The organism is Paenibacillus sp. JJ1722 (assembly GCF_048282685.1).
Classification (GTDB): domain Bacteria; phylum Bacillota; class Bacilli; order Paenibacillales; family Paenibacillaceae; genus Paenibacillus; species Paenibacillus polymyxa_B.
In genome coordinates this window covers 3,876,617-3,898,982 of the sequence record NZ_CP182500.1, presented here as the reverse complement: position 1 = coordinate 3,898,982, position 22,366 = coordinate 3,876,617, and the positions used below count along the sequence as shown (strand labels likewise).

2 protein-coding genes are annotated in these 22,366 nt (G+C 47.7%); both read left to right on the top strand.

What is annotated here, in order from left to right:
- Positions 1-49 precede the first annotated feature (49 nt).
- The gene (locus ACM1ND_RS17320; protein WP_418026383.1) at positions 50-13,450 is read left to right on the top strand and encodes an SDR family NAD(P)-dependent oxidoreductase; all 13,401 of its coding nucleotides are present in this window, start codon (positions 50-52) and stop codon (positions 13,448-13,450) included.
- A 31-nt stretch (positions 13,451-13,481) separates the two neighbouring features.
- A complete protein-coding gene (locus ACM1ND_RS17315) occupies positions 13,482-22,352 on the top strand; it encodes an SDR family NAD(P)-dependent oxidoreductase (RefSeq protein WP_418026382.1) in 8,871 nt (2,956 codons plus the stop codon).
- Positions 22,353-22,366 lie beyond the last annotated feature (14 nt).

Genomic DNA, 22,366 nt, shown 5'->3' with positions numbered 1-22,366 from the left:
CAGCCAACACGATATTTGTCCTATTTCATACAGCTAGGAGGACATGTTTATGGATTCAAAAGATATTTTTCGTGCGGTGCAAGCAGGGGAAATCAATTATGAAGATGCTGAAAAACAATTGCTTCAATTTATTGGCGAGCTCCCGGATGAATCATTGGAAGCCAGTCCACAGGAATTATCAGAAGGACGGGCTTTCACGTTGCAACCATTGGACAGCTTCCACACGTCGGAGGATGGGCAGGAGATAAGCGCCCCCCAAATGAAGGTACAGTCTGTGGTTGAATTGCAGGAATTTGAGCACGGGATTGTCTTGTTGAAAATGAAGGACACGGCGCACAAAAATACATTTTCCGATGAACTAATTATTGGCCTGAATCAGGCGTTTGAGACAGTGCAGGCTAACGAGAATTATAAAGTTGTGATTCTGACGGGATATGACACCTACTTTGCCACAGGAGGCACCCAAGAGGGGTTGCTGGCTATCCATGAGGGAAAGGCGAAATATAGCGATACCAATGTTTACAAGATTGCTTTGGATTGCAAGCTGCCCGTCATCGCTGCTATGCAGGGACATGGGATTGGTGCTGGCTGGTGCATGGGGATGTTTTGCGATTTTATCGTGATGAGTCGGGAAAGCATCTATACTACTAACTTTATGAAGTACGGCTTTACTCCCGGAGCGGGTTCGACCCTGATTTTCCCTGAGAAATTCGGGGTTAGTATGGCACAGGAAATTTTATTTACAGGTACTAGATATAGTGGTTCGGAACTGGAAACCAAAGGGGTTCCTTTTCCGGTAGTGCCGAGAAATGAAGTGGTGCCGTACGCCATGCAGCTGGCAAGAAAACTGTCCGAGTCTCCCAGGGAGTCATTAATTGAGCTGAAAAACCATATGGCCCAATCGATAAGAGAAAAGCTGGCGGCTACTATTGAAAAAGAAATAAAAATGCAGGATAAAACGTTTGTAAATCAGCAAGAGGTTAAAGAACGGATTCAATTTGCCTATGGACAGCTGCCGAATAGCAATGATTCCCACAAAACGGTCAAGCATGCTGATTCTAAAAAAGCTATGCCAGATATGCCGCGCGGTCAGGAACATAAGGAGTCTATCGCAATTATTGGTATGGCAGGGCAATTCCCAGAATCCAGGACTTTGGCTGAATTTTGGGACAATCTGGCTCAGGGCAGGGATTGTATATCGGAAATCCCTTCAACGCGATGGTCAATCGATGAATATTACGATACCGATCCCAAGGCTCAGGGAAAAACCTATAGCAAATGGATGGGTGTTTTAGAGGATGTAGATAAATTTGACCCGTTGTTCTTTAATATATCCCCTGCAGAAGCAGAGATGATGGATCCTCAACAGCGCCTGTTTCTTGAAAGCAGCTGGAAATGCATTGAAGATGCCGGATTAAATCCAGCCTCACTGTCGGAGAGCCGCTGCGGTGTTTTTGTAGGTTGTGCAGCCAGTGATTATGGGAGGTCCATGAGTGGGCAGGGGTTAAATGCGCAGGTTCTTATGGGAGGGTCTCCTTCAATTCTATCCGCTCGGATTTCGTATCTGCTAAATTTGAAAGGTCCTTCTTTGGCTATTGATACCGCATGCTCTTCCTCTCTGGTGGCTATTGCTGAAGCCTGCAACAGTCTCCTTTTAGAAACAAGTGACCTTGCTCTGGCAGGCGGAGTCATGATTATGGCTGGTCCGGGGATGCATGTTATGACTAGCAAGGCAGGAATGCTGTCCAAGGATGGACGGTGCTTTACCTTTGATGCCCGTGCAAACGGGTTTGTCCCCGGAGAAGGAGTTGGGGTCATTTTATTAAAACGGCTCTCTGATGCAGTCAGAGACAAGGACTCCATATATGGAGTTATTCGGGGATGGGGAATGAACCAGGATGGAAAAACCAACGGAATAACTGCCCCAAGTGTAAATTCACAAATCTCGCTGGAAAAAGACGTATATCGACGGTTTAACATTCATCCCGAAACCATCTCCATGATAGAGGCCCACGGAACAGGAACAAAGCTGGGTGATCCTATCGAGGTGGAGGGACTTACGGAATCATTCCGATCCTATACAAGCAAGAAGGGCTATTGCGCATTGGGGTCACTGAAAAGCAATATGGGTCATATGATGACTGCGGCCGGAGTGGCCAGTGTGATGAAAGTGCTGCTGGCCATGAAGCACCACCAATTGCCGCCTACCATTCATTTCGAATCCTTAAATGAGCATATTTCTCTGGAGGATAGCCCGTTCTATATTAACACCAGTCTGCAAAGCTGGGAGCCCGAACCGGGAGTACCCCGGCGTGCGGGCGTAAGTTCTTTCGGATTTAGCGGCACTAACGCTCATATGGTTATTGAAGAATATGTTCCTGTAGTCTCTGCGGTGAATCTACCCCCAGTGGGTAAAGACAACCCGGGACTATTTGTGCTGTCCGCTAAAAGTGAACAATCCTTGAAAACCTATGCAGCAGATATGATGAATTTTGTTAAGTTGCACGAAAGCGTTAATCTCACGGACCTGGCCTATACCTTGCAAGTGGGAAGAGAGGCCATGGACTGGCGTCTCGCGTTTTTGACGGATTCAAGAGAAAATCTGATAGATGAACTTGAACATTTTATTAACGGAAACTCGTCGGAAAAAGTGCTGATCGGCCGTGTGAACTATCCAGGTGGCGGAATCGAACTCTTGGATTCGGACGAAGACACCGGAACCCTGGTTCGGGCCTGGACTGAGAAGAAAAGACTTGATAAGGTAGCCAAATTGTGGGCCAATGGCGCAAGCATTGAATGGGACGCACTTTATGGAGATATCAAGCCCAGACGAATCAGTCTGCCGACCTATCCTTTCGAAAGGGCACGCTATTGGTTATCCGAAACAGACACTGGACAAGGCAGTGTAAATCTGGCTATGACTGCCCAAATTCATCCTTTATTGCATCAGAATATTTCCGATCTCTCCGGACAACGTTATAGCTCTACTTTTACAGGCCGGGAATTTTTCCTGTCAGACCACAGAATCAAGGGTCAACAAACATTACCCGGGGTGGCTTACCTCGAAATGGTGCGAGCAGCTGTAGAAGAGGCAGTGGGGGCCGTAGTAGAAGGCGGGACCCATATTCAGCTGAAAAATATCGTATGGGCTCGGCCTGTGGTTGTAGCAGACGGACCGGTCAGGGTACTCATCAGTCTATATCCCCAGGACAATGGAGAGATTGCGTTTGAAATATGCAGCGGGATGGAAGGGGCCGACGCTGAAGGTATTATACACAGTCAGGGAATGGCTGTGTTGGAGAGGGTTGGGGAGATACAGTATCTGGACCTGAATGTCTTACGGGCAGACTGTACCCTCACACCACTTTCTTCGAGCCAATGCTATGAAGCTTTCAAAGCCATGGGGATAGACTATGGACCCGCACACCGTGGTATTGAGGCAATCTTTCGAGGAAAGGATTACGTGCTGGCCAAGCTGTCCCTACCATCCGCTGTACTCCATACTCAAACTGAATTTGTACTGCATCCAGCTTTGATGGATTCAACTTTGCAGGCCACAATCGGCTTGGTAATGGGTTCGGAAGAAAATTTGCCTGTAGGCAAGCCTGCGTTACCCTTTGCTTTGGAGGAACTGAAGATATCCGAAAAATGCACTCCAGTGATGTGGGCCCGGATCTCGCAACATGGGAGTGAAGAGACGTCGAATGGATTAAGCAAGGTGGATATTGATCTGTGCGATGAGACCGGGAAGATTTGCGTGCAGCTCAAAGGGCTTTTATCCAGAGCTTTGGAAGGAGATGTGCGGCAAGCCAGCATCACTGAGGATATGGGTACACTGATGCTTGAGCCTATCTGGCAGGAGATGCCTGTCACCACAGGGGTGAACGCTAACGAAGATATCCAGCATGTTGTGATCCTGTGTGAAGTGGATGGTATCTCCGGGGAGGATATTGAAGCCCACATGGATGGTACTCGCTGCCTTGTTTTACAGTCCTCCAGCATGGATATGGACAGTCGGTTTGAAGATTATACCATTCAGATATTTGAAGAATTGCAAAGCATCCTGCTAGACATCCCAAAACAGAAAGTTTTGATACAGCTTGCAACCCGCGCTCGGAAGGACCAACAGGTTTATTCCGGGCTCTTTGCAATGCTGAAAACCGCTCAAAAAGAAAATCCGAATGTCATGGGTCAGTTGCTTGAGCTTGATGTAGAGAATGATTTCGAAGGAATCATTGAGAAACTACAAGGGAACCGAAGTGACCGGCATAACGAACGGATACGGTACCAAGGGGACAAACGACAGGCTTTAATGTGGCAAGAAATTGAAGCCTTACGTGAAGATGCAGACCTGCCGTGGAGAGATGGTGGGATTTATCTCATTACTGGTGGCTTAGGCGGCCTGGGGCTCATTTTTGCCAGAGACATTGTGCGCAATGTGAAAAACTCCACCGTCGTATTGGTGGGTCGGTCATCACTTTCTGCGGACCAAAAGGCTCTGTTGAGCGAACTGAGAGTGCTGGGCGGTCATATAGAGTATCAACAGGCGGATGTGGGCCACAACGAATCGGTTACCGGGCTAATTCATGGCATCGTCGAGCAATTTGGCGGCCTTAACGGTATTTTGCACACAGCCGGAGTGATTCTGGACAACTTCATCATCAAGAAGACTAAAGAAGAGGTTAGAGAAGTGCTGACTCCGAAGGTTTCAGGGGTGATGAATCTGGACCAGGCCAGCAGAGACCTGCCTCTGGACTTCTTTATCTTATTTTCTTCAGGCGCAGGAAGCCTTGGCAATGTAGGACAGGTTGACTACTCCGCTGCTAATGGATTCATGGATGCGTATGCCTCCTATCGAAATGCTTTGGTGACAGCAAAGCAGCGCCAGGGGCAAACGCTGTCGATAAACTGGCCTCTGTGGAAGGATGGAGGCATGCATGTCGACCTGGAAACGGAAAGGGCGATGCAAGGCCTGGGCATGATTGCCATGCAAACGGAGAATGGAATCAAAGCTTTGTATCAAAGCCTGTCTTCCGGCAGAAGTCAGGTTATGGTGATCGAAGGGTATCCCCAAAGGATTAAAGCGGCAATTTTAGGCCAGCTCTCGGAAACTGATGTCTCAGGCCGATCTGTAATGGAAAGCGGAGGAGCACCGCTTATCGGAGAAGAATGGCTAAGGGAAAAAGCGGAGGGTTATTTGAAAACGGTACTTTCAACCGTGATCAAGCTGCCCGCTGAAAGTATAGATGTAAATGCACCAATGGACAGGTATGGGATTGACTCCATACTGGTTATGCAGCTTACCAATGAATTGGAAAAGACTTTCGGCTCATTACCGAAAACATTATTTTTTGAATACCAGAATCTCCGGTCATTGACGGGTTATTTCCTTGAATCGTATCGCGGTCGGCTGATTGATGCTGTAGAAGCGACAGAGAAGAATACGGCTCCTGATGCAGGCCCGAAAGTACCTATAAAAGCAACCATAGAGCCTTTAGTCTCGATATCGGCTAATCGTAGGCGTCCATGGCTTTTCCCGACAGGTATACAGCCACATCAGGAGAAGAAGGCATTAGACATTGCAATTATCGGCGTGTCGGGGAGATATCCGGGAGCATTGGGTATCCGAGAGTTCTGGGACAACCTAAGGGATGGAAAGGATTGCATTACAGAGATTCCTAAGGAACGCTGGGATCACAGTCTGTACTTTAATGAAAACAGAGGCAAGCCCGGAAAAACCTACAGCAAGTGGGGAGGGTTCATCGATGGAGTGGACTGGTTTGACCCGTTGTTTTTCAATATTTCGCCAAGGGAAGCGGAAACGATGGACCCGCAGGAGCGCTTATTCCTGGAATGCGTTTATGAAACGATAGAGGATGCAGGTTATACGAGAGAAACCCTTTGTGCAGAGCGGGAGCTTGGCGGCATAGAAGGCAATGTCGGGGTTTACGTCGGAGTGATGTACCATGAGTATCAACTCTATGGAGCCCAGGAACAAGCCAAGGGAAGGATGATTGGACTTCTCGGGAATGCCTCGGCGGTTGCCAACCGGGTATCGTATTTTTGTAATTTTCAAGGGCCAAGTATCGCTGTAGATACCATGTGCTCCTCGTCACTGACATCAATTCATATGGCCTGTCATGGACTACAGCATGGAGAATGCGAACTGGCAGTAGCAGGAGGGGTCAACGTCTCCATCCATCCTAACAAATACCTATTGTTGGGACAGGGAAGTTTTGCATCAAGCAATGGGAGATGTGAAAGCTTCGGACAGGGAGACGGATATGTACCGGGAGAAGGAGTCGGGGCTTTGCTGCTCAAGCCATTAGCCAAAGCCATAGCAGACGGAGACCGGATATATGGAGTTATCAAAGGAACTGCAGTGAACCACGGGGGAAAAACCAACGGCTATACCGTACCTAACCCCAACGCACAGGCCCGTGTGATTGGTCAGGCAATTAAGGAGGCAGGAATCAACCCCAGAACCATCAGCTATATAGAAGCCCATGGAACAGGAACTCCACTGGGAGACCCGATTGAAATTGCAGGCTTACAGAAGGCCTTCCGGAAATATACCGGCGATAAGCAGTTCTGTTCAATCGGGTCGGCGAAGTCTAATATCGGGCATTGTGAGAGTGCTGCTGGTATCGCCGCGGTGACAAAGGTGCTTATGCAGTTGAAATATAAACAAATCGTGCCTTCGCTACATGCAAGTACCTTAAATCCCAATATCGACTTCAGCGATAGTCCCTTTAAAGTTCAGCAAGGGTTAGAAGAGTGGAAAAGACCAGTAGTTGCTATCAACGGTGAAACCAGAGAATACCCAAGGGCAGCAGGAGTATCGGCCTTTGGTGCTGGGGGCTCTAACGCTCATGTGGTTATCGAAGAATATATTCCAGAAGAAGCTAGTCAGCAGCAAGCTGCGCCTGTATCCCTGAATCCTGTCATAGTCGTGTTGTCGGCCAAAAATAAGGAAAGACTGGACGAGCAGGTGCAAAGATTGCTGTCTGCACTCAGAGAGCTGAATGACCCGCATACAAGTCTCTCAGATATCGCCTACACGCTGCAAATCGGGCGAGAAGCGATGGACGAACGTCTGGCGATCATTGCAAAATCCATCCAAGAGCTTGACTGGAAATTGGAAGGCTTCCTACAAAAAAAGGAAGGCGTAGAAGAACTGTATAGAGGACAGGTAAAGCGTAATAGAGGAGGGCTTGTCACTCAGGAAGTCGATGAAGATATGGCTAAAATGATTGATGCATGGGTGGACAAAGGGAAGTATGGAAAGCTCGCTGAACTTTGGGTTACGGGACTGATTTTGGATTGGAACAAGCTTTATGAGGATGTGAAGCCTCGCAGGATGAGTCTGCCAACCTATCCTTTTGCCAGAGAAAGCTATTGGATACCCGTACATGAGGAAAAGAGCGCCGCAATAACAGAAGCCGCTTCGTCCCAATCATCCTTTTTGACACCTTTACTGCATCAGAACACTTCAGACTTTCTGGAACAGCGGTTCAGTTCAACGTTTACAGGCGAGGAATTTTTCCTCAAGGATCATGTTGTGAAAGGTCAAAAGGTTCTGCCTGGCGTAGCCTATCTTGAGATGGTACGGGCGGCTGTAGAACGTTCCACAGGAGATATGGACAACAGCACAACAGGAATCCGTTTGAAAAATGTAAACTGGATTCGGCCCATTGTGGTGGATAACCAGCCAGTTTCTGTACACACCAGGCTCTACCTGGAAGACACTGGAAAAATCAGCTTTGAAGTGTATAGCGGGCAAGTAGGAAGCGAAAGAGGGCATACCGTGCATAGCCAAGGTGATGCGGTGCAGGTTTGCGTAGAGCAAAAACCGACACTAAACCTTAAGGCGTTACAGGCAGATTTTGGTCAACACAGGTTTAACGGATCGCAATGTTATGAAATCTTCGAGGAAATGGGAATGGATTATGGCCCGGCATACAGATGTGTGGAGAAGGTATATACACATCCGGGCAGGGTACTAGCCAAGCTGGCATTGCCTTCCTTCATTTCTAATATGGCGGACAGCTTGGTTCTTCACCCCAGCTTGCTGGATTCGGCCTTGCATGCATCCATCGGGCTAATTATGGGCCAAGAGAACGGAGGGTTGTCGGGTAGCGCTGTACCAGCTACGCCTCATATGCCGTTTGCCCTCCAAGAGATTGAGATTTATGGGGCATGCACCCCGAACATGTGGTCGTTGATTCAATACAGCGAGGGCAGCAAGAAAGAAGACAAGGTACAGAAGCTTAATATTGACTTGTGTGATGAGGAAGGAACTATTTGCGTCAGAATAACAGGATTATCCACCCGGGCGCTGGAAGGAGAAGTCGGCATTGAAAATGCACAAGGCGCAGCGGCAGGAGAAAGTGCCGCCGACCCGCTTGTAGGATCCGTAATGCTCATCCCGAAATGGGACCCTGCTGCTGTAAAAAAAGATGTCGTTTCCCCGTCACCGACAGACCGATTGGTCATTGCAGGTGGTACTGACAAAGACAGACAGGCCATCCGGGAGTATTATCCTAGGGCGCATTTCTTGGAGCTTCAAGCGCACGATTCCATTGAAACAGTTGCCTCAAAGGTAGAAGAATATGGAGCCGTTGACCATATCCTGTGGATTGCACCCTGTGTTTCCGTCGAATCGGTGACTGCCGAGTCCTTGATCAAGGAACAGGAGCAGGGAGTCCTTCTCTTCTTTAGAATGGTCAAAGCGATGCTTTTATTGGGATACGGGACGAAAAAGCAAGGCTGGACAACGATAACCAATCAAGCTCAGCCGATGGATCAGAACGATACAGTCAACCCGACTCACGCAAGTCTTCATGGGCTGGTAGGCACCATGGCCAAAGAATATCCGAACTGGAAAATCCGTATCCTTGACCTGCAATCCGATGATGACTGGCCGCTATCCGATATGTTTACGCTGCCTTCGGACCGACAAGGACGGATGTGGGTTTACAGAAATGGGCAGTGGTACCGGCAGCACTTGGTCCCATTCAAACAGACTTCAGGTTTAAAAGGACAGACGCTATACAAAACCGGAGGCGTCTATGTGGTCATCGGGGGTGCCGGCACTATCGGAGAGGCTTGGAGCAAGTATATGGCCTGTACCTACCAGGCCCAGATGGTGTGGCTAGGCAGAAGGCAAAAGGATGCCTCTATCCAGGCCAAACTGGACGGATTTGAAGGCCTGGGACCTGTTCCATGCTATATCACGGCGGATGTAGCAGACGAAAGGGAGCTGCAGCGGGCATATGAGGAAATAAAACAGCGGTACTCCAACATAAACGGAGTGGTCCACTCAGCCATTTCATTTTTGGAGAAGGGCTTGGAAGATTTGACGGAGGAAGAGCTCCGGTCAGGGCTTTCAGCAAAGGTTGATGTAAGTGTACGCATGGCTCAGGTCTTCCAAAATGAGCCGTTGGATTTCGTATTGTTCTTCTCTTCCATGATTACCTATGTAAAGAATCCGGGACAAAGTAGCTATGCTGCCGGAAGTACCTTTAAAGACGCGTTTGCGCATCGTCTTTCGCAGGAATGGCGTTGTCCGGTGAAGGTCATGAACTGGGGATACTGGGGGAGCGGCGAAAACAATGCCTCTCAAAATGGAGGGCAGGAGGTAGAAAATTACTCCAGACTGGCGCAAATAGGTGTTGGGCTCATTGACCCGCAGGAGGGGATGGAGGCGCTTGAGACGCTTCTTGCCTCACCAGTTGACCAAATGGGGCTTATGAAAACAACAAGACATTTGGAGATGGAAGGGACTAATCCGACGGAAGAGATTGATCTCTACCCGCCTAATTCGGATCCGAATCTCAGGGATATACAGGAAAATATTGCTACAGCAATACAATCAAGAAGCCATTTTATCGAAAACTATGCTGCAGACGATATGGGCGACCTCCAGGAAAGGGAGATGGAACATCTCCTAAGCAGGTTGTTGCGGGAGCAGCTCTTGTCCATGGGGTTATCAGGGACAGATCGTCAGTCCGTCGACGAGTTCAAAAATAAACTCGGACTACCTGAGCTATATGGCAAATGGCTGAAAGAGAGCATGGAGATTTTGACACAGATGGATAACGACCTATCAGGTAGAAACTCCAGCTTGACGGATCGAGATGATGTCTGGCAGGAATGGGAAGAGCGCAAGCGTACATGGCTACAATATCCGCAGATGAGAGCAAGGGTTAATTTGGTTGAGACAACGCTACGGGCTTTACCGGAAGTGCTTACCGGAAAATCGCCTGCGACTGAAGTCATCTTTCCCAATTCCTCAATGGAACTAGTGGAAGGAATTTACAAGAACAATCTGGTGGTGGACTACTTTAATGAAGTACTTGCCGATACTACTGCCGCTTATATTCAGGAGAGGATTATGGCCGACTCCACTGCGAAAATCAGAATTCTGGAAATCGGAGCGGGCACCGGAGGAACCAGTGCCACGCTATTCCTGAAATTGCGCCCATACCGCAAACACATTCAGGAATATTGCTATACCGATATTTCCAAAGCCTTTTTGATGCACGCGGAAAAAGAGTATGGGCCGCATAATCCGTATCTCAGCTACCAGATTTTTAATGTTGAAGAACCTATTGCTGGGCAAGGTGTTGAGACGGGTAAATATGATATTGTCATTGCCGCTAATGTACTTCATACCGCAAAAGACATCCGCCAGGCGTTACGTAATGCTAAAGCGGTTTTGAAAAGCAACGGCTTGCTCCTGCTCAATGAAATCACAGGTAGTAGCGTGTTTACCCACCTTACCTTCGGATTGCTAGATGGCTGGTGGGCGTATGAGGATCCGGAATGGCGTATTCCTGGATGTCCAGGGCTTCACCCTCAAATATGGGAAACCGTACTGGACAAAGAAGGCTTCCATGCAGCGTTCTTCCCGGCGCAAGAGGCGCATGATTGGGGCCAGCAGATTGTTGCAGCCCAAAGCGATGGCTTGGTTCGGCAAAAGCGACAGCACAAACGAAGATCAATATTGATAGAGAAAAGAACCGTAGAAACGGTATCAGTGAAACAACAATCTCAACCCAAAATAGAGGTAGCACAAGCAGAGGTAGAGCATGTGCTGCGTGAAAAAAGTACGGCGTACTTTAAACATTTGCTTGGTGAGACGCTAAAAATGGAACCGGGAAGTATCGACTCAACGGTTGCCCTGGAAGAGTATGGAATCGACTCGATATTGGTTGTGCAAATCACAAATGTTTTGCGTGAAGTCATCGAGGATTTTGCCAGCACGCTGTTTTTTGAGTACAACACCATAGATGATCTAGTAGCATACCTTCTTCAAACGCAAAAGGACTCGTTGAAGAAGCTGGTAGGAATGAAGGAACAGGAGTTGACCGAAGAGACTTCCAGAGTTGAAGAGGTCCCTGCTTCACAATTACTCGCTACTGTCCCAATGAAGTTTGACCGGGGAGGGCGTTTCCTTAAGCCTTCTGACAGCACAAAGGAAAAGCCAACGACACGATCCTCCAATATTAGGGATGTTGCGATTGTTGGGATGTCAGGACGCTATCCGGGAGCTCGTGATATAGAGGAATATTGGAATAATCTAAGAGAAGGTAAAAATTGCATAACTGAAATTCCGAAAGACCGTTGGGATTGGAAGGCCTACTTTGACCAAGAAAAAGGGAAAAGGGGCACAATCTATACGAAATCGGGCGGTTTTATCGAAGGCATTGATTTATTCGATCCGCTATTTTTTAAGATTTCTCCCGCAGAAGCCGAAACAATGGATCCGCAGGAAAGACTTTTCCTGGAAGCCGCATATGCAAGCATAGAGGATGCTGGGTATACCCCTGCCAATCTTTGTGAGAGTAGAAGAGTCGGTGTATTTGCAGGCGTTATGAACGGAAATTACGGTTTGGGACCTCAATATAATTCCATCTCAAACCGGGTTTCCTATCATTTGGATTTCCAAGGTCCGAGTATGTCCTTAGATACCGCTTGCTCTTCCTCATTGACGGCGATCCATTTGGCTTTGGAAAGTCTGTATAGCGGTACAAGCGAGTGTGCCATTGCCGGGGGAGTCAACTTGATTGTAGACCCTATACACTATATCAAGCTGTCGGCTATGACGATGCTTTCTAAAACGGGTGAATGTAAGTCATTCGGAGATCAGGCAGATGGATTCGTCGACGGAGAGGGTGTCGGCGCGATCGTGTTGAAGCCGTTGGAGAAGGCCATTGCAGATGGCGACCATATTTATGGAGTAATCAAAGGGAGCATGCTTAATGCTTCAGGTAAAACCAGCGGTTATACAGTACCTAGCCCTCAAGCTCAATCCTGGTTGATTGAAGAAGCGCTCCAGCGTGCGGATGTCGATGCAAGGACAGTCAGTTATATTGAAGCCCACGGAACCGGTACAGCTCTGGGAGATCCTATTGAAATTGCAGGACTGACAAGGGCTTTCGAAAAATTCACAAAGGATAAGCAGTTCTGCGCCATAGGGGCGGTCAAATCCAATATAGGCCATTGTGAGAGTGCAGCAGGCATTGCAGGAGTGACTAAAATATTGTTGCAGCTAAAGCACAGCCAGCTAGTACCATCCTTACATTCAAGGAAGTTGAACCCTGAAATTAATTTCAACAATACTCCATTTATCGTTCAGCAAAGCCTGGAGGAATGGAAGAGACCGGTAATTACAACCGATGGAATCACAAAAGAATATCCAAGACGGGCTGGAATATCTTCTTTTGGTGCAGGCGGGGCAAACGCTCATATCGTGATTGAAGAGTATATTCCCGAGTATCAGGAACAGTCTGGAACAGAATCCGCTTCTCAGGGACCTGTCATGATCGTGTTGTCAGCCAAGAGCGAGGAGCAGCTTAAGGAAAAGGGACGGCAGCTGCTGAATGCTCTTCAGGGTCAGCTATTCTCCGCAAGCCTATCGGATATTGCTTACACGCTTCAGGTGGGGCGCGAAGCGATGGAGGAGCGTTTAGCCATACTTGTGGAATCTACCGCAGAGCTTGAGGAAAAATTAAAGAGTTTTGTGGATGGACGCCATAACATGCTCAACCTATATAGGGGACAGGCTAAACGTAACAGAGAATCGTTGTCTATTTTTTCGGGGGACGAAGACTTGCAACAAATGATCGATCTTTGGATTTCCAAAAAGAAATATACCAAGCTTTTGGAGCTGTGGGCCAAAGGGATAAATTTGGATTGGGAAAAACTTTACACAGGGAAGATGCCTCACCGTATCAGCCTGCCTACCTACCCTTTTGCTAAAGAGCATTACTGGGCTTCTGAAAGCAAGGATCAAGTAAAAGCCTATGCATTATTTTCGCAAGGTGAGAGCGATGTAGACTTTGATGATATATTGTGCGGCAGACTCTTGGATGAAATGATGAACGATACCCTGTCTGTTGATGAGGCTGCCAGTGAAATCCTCAATATATGTATACGTAAATGAGAAGTTTCTACGTGCTGGGAGGCAATAGAAGATGAAGGATTTTTTTCAATATATTCTAGGCGAGGTAAAAAGCGGACGGATACAGAAAGAGGACGCCATTGTAAAAATACGCCAATTTCAAGCTCAAATGGTTTCACATGAGGCCCCGCAAAGCGGAACAGGGACTGCGGGGTCCTTGGCGGATACGGGAGTCCTTATGCTTGAGCCTTTCTGGAAAGAGCAAGTTGCTCATCAGAAAGTGGCACGCCCTGAATTTAGCCAGCATCTGGTGGTGCTTTGCGAACTGGATCATTTCGCGGAGCGCAGCATTGAATCGCTCATGAAAGGAACCCGTTGCATCAAGCTGCATGCCAGCCAAAGCAGCATGGATGAACGCTTTCAGGCGTATGCCCTCCAGCTGCTCACGGAAGTGCAAATGGTTCTCATAGAGGAATCCAAGGGTAGCGTACTGATACAGATTGCAGTTTCCGCACAAAGCGTTCAGCAACCTTTCGCAGGACTGTTGGGATTACTGCAGACAGCTGAGAAAGAAAACCCGAAAATCGTAGGGCAACTCGTAGAATTGGAATCTGTAGGTCTGGAAGAGGTGATTGAGAAATTAAAAGAGAACAGTCAATATCCAAAGAATAAAAGGATACGGTATGAGGATGGTAAACGTTTGGTTCTCGGTTGGAACGAGATGAAACCCACTGAGACAACGGGAAGAGTACCCTGGAAGGATCGGGGGACTTATTTGATTACGGGTGGTGCAGGAGGTTTAGGACTTATTTTTGCGGAGGATATCGCCCAGCGAGTCAGGGAAGCCACGCTAGTTCTTGTAGGCCGTTCAAATCTAAACGAAGGCAAACAGGCCATATTGGAGAAGTTGAAGGCACTGGGGACCCGCGTTGAGTACAGACAGGTAGATGTAGCACGGAAGGAAGAGGTCTCCAAATTGATCCTTGAGATCAGGGAAGAGTATGGAGGCCTTGATGGTATCCTTCATAGTGCTGGAGTAATACAGGATCGTTTTATTATGAATAAATCACAGGAAGAGTTCGCGGAAGTAATGGCACCAAAGGTTGCCGGACTGGTGAACTTAGATCAGGCGACCAAGGAGCTACATCTGGATTTCTTTATTCTCTTCTCCTCAATAGCTGGGATTATGGGCAACCCCGGTCAAGCCGACTATTCTGCCGCTAATGCCTTTATGGATGCCTATGCCGCGTATCGAAACAGCCTTGTATCCTCAAAGGGGCGCAAAGGGCAGACGCTATCTGTCAATTGGCCTCTTTGGAAGGATGGAGGGATGCATGTGGACGATGACACGGAGAGGGCTTGGCAAAGTATTGGCATGGTAGCCATGCAAGCTTCAAACGGTATCCAGGCTTTATATAACGGTCTGGCCGCTGGTCTGAATCAGTTATTAGTAATAGAAGGCGAGCAATCCAGATTGCAAAAGTATTTCCTGGAGTCCCGACCGCAGGAGAAAGAATATGTTGAAGAGTCAGCTTCTTCAGAGGTGAATCTTGAACTGCTTCTGGAAAAAACCTTACATCAGCTAAAACTATTGTTTGGAGAAGTTACCAAGCTGAGCATTGACAAGATTGATGTCAGCGAGCCTTTGGAGAGCTATGGCATAGACTCCATCATGATTACAAGGCTTAATCAAAAGCTGCAGGGGATTTTTGGAGAAATATCAATGACCTTGTTTTATGAATATCAGACGTTGGAGGCAGTGGCCGAATATTTTATTGCTGATTATCACAAGGAATGCGTACGGTGGACAGGACTCGGAAGCCCGATAAAGACGGAAGAGAAATCCGTCTCCATTTCCGCAACCTTGCATGCTGCCAGCGAGTTTTCTTTGTCACCCCTGCCAAAGGAAGAAAACAATCGTATCCGCAACACGGCTACTAACAGAGACCGTGTGAAACACGAGCAAATAGCGATTATTGGTATAAGCGGACGATATCCGCAGGCCAAAAATATGGAAGAGTACTGGAGCAACCTGGAACAGGGCAAAGACTGTATAACAGAAATCCCTGCGGAACGCTGGAAGAGGGAAGGGTTCTACTGTTCCGACATCAAAGAAGCGGTTGAGAAGGGCAAAAGCTATAGTAAATATGGAGGATTCGTGGAGGGTTTTGCAGATTTTGATCCTCTCTTCTTTAATATATCTCCCCGGGAAGCAATGAGTATGGATCCTCAGGAGCGAATATTCCTGGAAGAATGCTGGAAGGTTTTCGAGGATGCAGGATATAGCAGGGAACAGCTCGCCGAACAGTATAATGGCCGGATTGGCGTCTTTGCAGGAATTACCGGAACGGGGTTCAATCTATATGGACCAAAGCTGTGGGAACAAGGACAACCCGTATTTCCGCGAACCTCCTTCAGCTCGGTAGCCAACAGAATATCCTATTTCTTGAACTTAAAGGGGCCCAGTATCCCGGTTGATACCATGTGCTCTTCCTCATTAACTGCAATCCACGAGGCCTGTGAGCATATCTTTAACGGTGAATGCGAAATGGCTGTTGCTGGAGGAGTCAACTTATATCTTCATCCTTCAAGCTATATCTTTCTCAGTACGATGAGAATGCTATCGCCTGAGGGGCGGTGTAAAAGCTTTGGGGAAGGCGGGAATGGATTTGTCCCTGGCGAAGGTGCAGGGGTCGTACTGCTCAAACCTTTGTCACGAGCCATTGCAGACAAGGACCATATCTATGCGGTTATTCGGGGAACCCGTATCAACCATGGAGGAAAAACAAACGGGTATACCGTGCCTAACCCCGTAGCACAGGGTGAACTGATTAGAGAGGCTTTTGATAAAGCAGGCGTAAATGCCCGGGCAGTCAGTTATATTGAGGCCCACGGTACTGGAACGGAGCTCGGTGATCCTATTGAAATCACCGGGCTTACCCAGGCATTTAAGAAAGATACGCAGGACACGGGGTTTTGCGCTATCGGCTCGGTAAAATCAAACATAGGCCATTTAGAGGCGGCCGCAGGGATTGCAGGCATCGCTAAAATCATCTTGCAAATGAAAAACCGGAAAATTGCCCCTAGCCTGCATTCCCAAAAACTGAACCCTAATATAAACTTTTCCAAAACGCCATTTGTAGTCCAACAGGGGCTTTCTGAATGGGAGCGTCCGATAGTGGAGGAGGACGGCGAGCAACGGGAATACCCGAGGATCGCCGGGATATCTTCCTTTGGAGCCGGTGGGGCTAATGCTCATATCGTCCTTGAGGAATACCTCCCTGCGGAACAGGATGAATTTCAAAATACCTTTACTCCTCCAAGACCAGTCGTCATAGTTCTGTCGGCAAAAAGTGATGGAGCATTGAAGGAGCAGGTAAGCCAATTGGCTACTGTAATGGATCGGAATGAGTTTTCCGATCACGATTTGGTGAATGTGGCTTATACCTTGCAGACAGGACGTGAGGCGATGGAAGAGCGCCTCGCTGTGGTCGTTGAATCAGTGGAGGAACTTAGAAGCAAGTTGCGGGGCTTTATTGGAGGAAGACAGAGTATTGCACAGCTTTACCGGGGACAGGCCAAGCGGGACAAGGAGAGCTTGAACATGGCCTCAGAGGAGAAAACGCTCGATGAAACGGTTGATTTACAGATTCTAACGGAAAAGTATGGCAGAATCTCAGACTTGTGGGTCAAGGGTGTCCATATGGACTGGAGCAGACTTTACGGTAATGTCCAGCCCCGCCGTATCCCTTTACCCACATATCCTTTTGCCAGAGAACGCTATTGGATACATGTAGATGAAGAAAAGCCTGTCGCCAATGCAGATGCACATCTACATCCATTACTGCATCAAAACACCTCCGTACTTTCTGAGCAAAGATTTAGTTCAACCTTTAGCGGCCAGGAGTTTTATCTGAAGGACTCCGTAGTTGACGGAAAGCTTGTCCTGTCAGAAGCGGCATGCCTTGAAATGGTGCGGGCAGCGGTTGAGCAGTCGTTAACAGTACAGGAGAAGGGTCAGGCAAACATCATTATTAAAGATATTGTATGGACACATGCTCCCGCTATAGGAGATCAGCCGTTAGAAATACATATAGGGCTCTTTCCGGGAGATCAAGGAGCGATTGGCTTCAAAATCTACAGCAGATTAACAGAAGCCAGGGACCCTGTCTTACACAGCCAGGGTAGTGCCGAACTGAAGATGTTAAATGAAGCGGAAACGTGGGATATACAGGCTTTGCAGATGGAGTGCTTTCAGCATGTTTCGCCTGGGATAGACGATGAAGCAGTGTGGGGCATGGGGGCCGACTACAGTTCGGGACATCAGGCCAATGAACAAGTGCATATAGGACAGGGGTTAGTGCTGGCCAAGCTATCGTTGCCTTCCGGTATAAGGAATACTGAGGGCTTATTTGTTTTGCATCCCTTTATAATAAATGCTGCTTTGCAAATGCCGCCGGCATACTTGTTTTCGAATGATGAAAATATCATGCGGCCTTCAGGCATTGACCCTCTACAGAAAATACGGCCGACTGCCATTGAGAGACTCGAAATTTTTCGGGAATGTCCCTGTGAAATGTGGGCGTTGATCCGGTATAGCAGAGGAAGCGGGGCTGGTCATAATACGCAGAAGTATGACATTGATTTGTGTGATGAGGCAGGCCAAGTCTGCGTGCGTATAAAAGGATGCTCCTACAAGGTAGTGGGCGCATGTGAGAAAACACCTGGTGTAATGATGCTCCAACCCTTCTGGAAAGAACAGGCGGTTGCGGAGGACACGATGGTTCCCACTTACGAACGACATGTGGTAATGCTTTGCGAAACAGATACCATTGCTGCAGGAGATATCGAGTTCTCCTTGGCAGGAATGGAATGTATCACTCTGCAATCCGGTATGGAAGAGGTTGATCGGCGCTTCGAAAAGTATGCCGTCCAGGTTTTTGAAAAAATAAAAAGTATCCTGAATGACAAACCCAAAGGCAAGGTGCTGGTGCAGATTGTAACGATGCCTCAGCATGAAAAGCTGCTTTTCGCTGGGCTGTGCGGCATACTCAAAACTGCGCAAAAGGAAAATCCAAAGATCTATGGTCAGTTAATTGAAGTTGAGGGTACAGAAAAAATGGAAGGGCTCATTGAAATACTAAAGACGAGCAGCCGACACCCTGCGGATAGCCGCATCCGGTTTGCAGAAGGCAAACGTTGGATTCCTGTCTGGAGTAAAGCAGAAATGCCGTCAGAAACACCGGATATTCCATGGAAAGACCGCGGGGTTTATTTGATTACTGGAGGAGCAAAGGGTTTAGGTCTTATTTTTGCTAAAGAGATTGCGCGTCAGGCCAAGGAAGTGACTTTGATTCTTACTGGACGTTCCCTACTGGATCAGGACAAGCAGACTTCATTGGAGGAATTGAAGGCATTGGGCGCCTGGGTAGAATACAAACAGGCGGATGTCACGCGGAAGGAAGCTGTGCTTGGCTTAATTGAAGATATCAAACAGACATACGGCGGAATCAACGGCATCCTGCACAGTGCTGGAATAATCCAGGATAACTATATTATTAAAAAGACTAGCCTGGAATTCAGGGCAGTGCTAGCGCCCAAGGTTACGGGACTGGTAAATCTGGACCAAGCCAGTAAGGACATTGCTCTTGACTTCTTTATCCTTTTTTCGTCAGGTTCGGGAGTGGGTGGTAATGCAGGTCAGTCTGACTATGCTGCCGCGAATGCTTTTATGGACGCATATGCCTGGTACCGCAATACCTTGGTAACCTCCATGGAGCGTACAGGCAAAACGCTGTCCATCAATTGGCCGTTATGGAAAGATGGCGGAATGCGGCCTGACCAGGAGACGGAGAAGGCCATGCAGAAGGTGGGTATGTATGCGATGAGGACAGAGACAGGAATGAGCGCCCTGTACCAAAGCATAGCCTGTATTTCGGATCAGGTCATGGTGATCGAAGGAGACGTAGATCTAATCAGCACAATGATGGTCATGGAGGGACAGCTTGAAGAAAGCGGTAAAGCATCTCGGGATCAGGCGCTCGGGTCAGAAGCTAACATCGTTCCCTCCACAGCAAACAAGACAGAGCCCGGCCAAGAAGAAGACCTGTTGCGTGAAAAGACGGTCCATTACTTGAAGACTCTGCTTTCAACGTCCATCGGCCTGCCAGTATATCGAATCGAAGAGAATACACCTTTTGAGAATTATGGGGTTGATTCTATAAAGTCTATGGAGTTGACCGATCAGCTGGAGAAAACGTTCGATCAGGTGTCGAGGACTCTATTTTTTGAATATCCGGATATCCGGAGTTTAACGGATTATTTTGTGGAAGCCTATCGAGGCCAATTGATTGCTTTGTTTGGTATAGATCAGGTAGCGGTGGCAGGCGCGAAAGCTGACACAACTGTTGCAGCAAACAAGGAAGTGTCCGGCAGAGAAGCGGACCTGCTGCGTGAAAAGACGGTCCATTACTTGAAGACTCTGCTTTCATCGTCCATTGGCCTGCCAGTATATCGAATCGAAGAGAATACACCTTTTGAGAATTATGGGGTTGATTCTATAAAGTCTATGGAGTTGACCGACCAGCTGGAGAAAACGTTCTATCAGGTGTCGAGGACTCTATTTTTTGAATATCCAGATATTCGGAGTTTGACGGAATATTTTGTGGAGGCCTATCGAGACCAATTGAACGCTTTGTTTGGCATAGATCAGGCAGCAGCTGCGGGTGCAAAAGCCGACACAACTTCTATAACAAATAAGGCAGTGTCCAGCCAGGAAGAAGAGCTGCTGCGTGAAAAAATGACAAGTTACCTAAAGAGCCTGCTCTCTTCGTCCACTGGACTGCCGGAACACCGCATTGAAGAGGACAAAAATCTGGAAAACTACGGTGTTGACTCCATAAAGTCAATGGAATTAACCGATGAGCTGGAAAAAAACTTCGGACCGCTATCGAGGACCTTACTTTTTGAATATCCGAATATTCAGAGTTTAATAGAATATTTCCTGGAATCGCATCGAGGCGAATTGATTGAATGGTTTGGTATGGAGCAGGTAAAAGCCCCTTCTCCGATATTCCGTCGTCCCCAATTTTCGGCAACCGAGGTAGAGGCTCAGGAGGAGAAGAAACAAGAAACAGGAGCGATGGACATTGCTGTCATCGGGGTGTCCGGGAAATATCCAGGGGCGGAAAATCTTCAGGAGTTCTGGAGCAATCTCCAAGATAGCAAGGACTGCATTACCGAAGTTCCAAAAGACCGTTGGGAGCACGATCTTTATTTTGACAAGGAGAGAAACAAGCCGGGAAAAACCTACTGCAAGTGGGGCGGTTTCATGGAACGAATAAGCTTGTCAGAGCCAGCATTCTTTCATCTCACCCCTTATGAGATCAGTTTAATGGACCCGATGGAGCAACTCTTCCTGGGGATAATATGGAATTTGCTTGAAAGTGCAGGATATACGCGAGAGGCAATACAGAAGAAACACCAGAACAAAGTTGGCGTCTATGTGGGCGCTACGTATCATAAATACTGCTCCTGTGATATCGAACCGGACTCTGCCCAACGGGTAACATCATTTGGGTCTGTTGCAGTCGCAAACCCCATGTCGCATTATTTCAATTTCCAGGGACCGAGCATATCCATTGATACGATGAGCTCTTCCTCAGCTGTAGCTGTCCATATGGCATGTGAAAGCCTGATCAGGGGAGAGTGTCAAATAGCGGTAGCTGGCGGGGGGAATCTATTGACCAGTCCCAAAAAGTATATTGAATCCAGTCAAAATCAGTTGATTGGAAGTCATGAAGATAGCAGAAGCTTTGCAGATGGGGATGGGTACCTTCCAGCGGAAGGAGTTGGAGCGGTACTCTTAAAACCGCTTCATAAGGCTGTACAGGATGGAGATTGCATTTTAGCGGTTATTAAATCCACGGCAACCAATCATGGGGGACATAGCAATGGATATACAATCCCTAACCCAAATGCGCAGGCGCAACTAGTCGAAGAAAACTTTTTGAAAGCCGGTATAGACCCCCGGACGATCAGTTATGTAGAGGCAGCCGCAAATGGTTCTACATTGGGAGACCCTATTGAACTTGCTGCTTTGAATAAAGCATTCCAGAAATTTACGACTGAGCAGCAATTTTGTGCCATTGGCTCAGTCAAATCCAATATAGGGCATGCAGAAGCGGCTTCGGGAATATCACAGCTAACCAAGGTCATATTGCAATTGTGGCATCGAAAACTGGTTCCTACCATTAAGGCCGAGAAGCTTAACCCTAATATTAATTTCAGTAATACTCCATTTTATTTGCAACGGGAGGTTCAGGAATGGGAGCGGCCTGTAATTGAGATTCAGGGAGAAGAACGGGAATTCCCGTTGCGGGCAACCGTAAGCTCCTTTGGTGCGGGAGGCTCTAATGTGCATTTCATTCTGGAAGAATATATCCCTTCAGAAAAAGACAACATTCATTTACGAGTGGCAGATCAGCCCCAAGTGGTGATTCTCTCGGACATAAATCGTGAGAGACTGATGGCGCTTGCCAATCAATTACTGGGATATCTGGAGCAGCAGAGCGATGATGCCTTACAAGATATTGCTTTTACACTTCAGACAGGCCGCGAAGCGATGATATGCCGGGCGGCAATCGTAGCGAATACGCGGCAGGATCTACTCACGGGTCTTAGGGAACTTCTCGAAATAGCCGATAGCGGCAACGGGCCCGAAGGGGCATCCATTCCTTTATTTATAGGAGAAAGCGCAGAAGACTCAAACACGAGTGCGCTTCTCTCAGGGAAAATAGGAGAGACCGTTTCTCAATTGCTGCTAGAGGAGAAAAATATGGAAAATATAGCGATGTATTGGAGCCAGGGGGGCAGGATTTCATGGGAGGCACTCCATGAGGATAAAGATGTTCGCAGAATCCCCCTACCGATAACCCTGTTTTAAACATAAACAGGGAA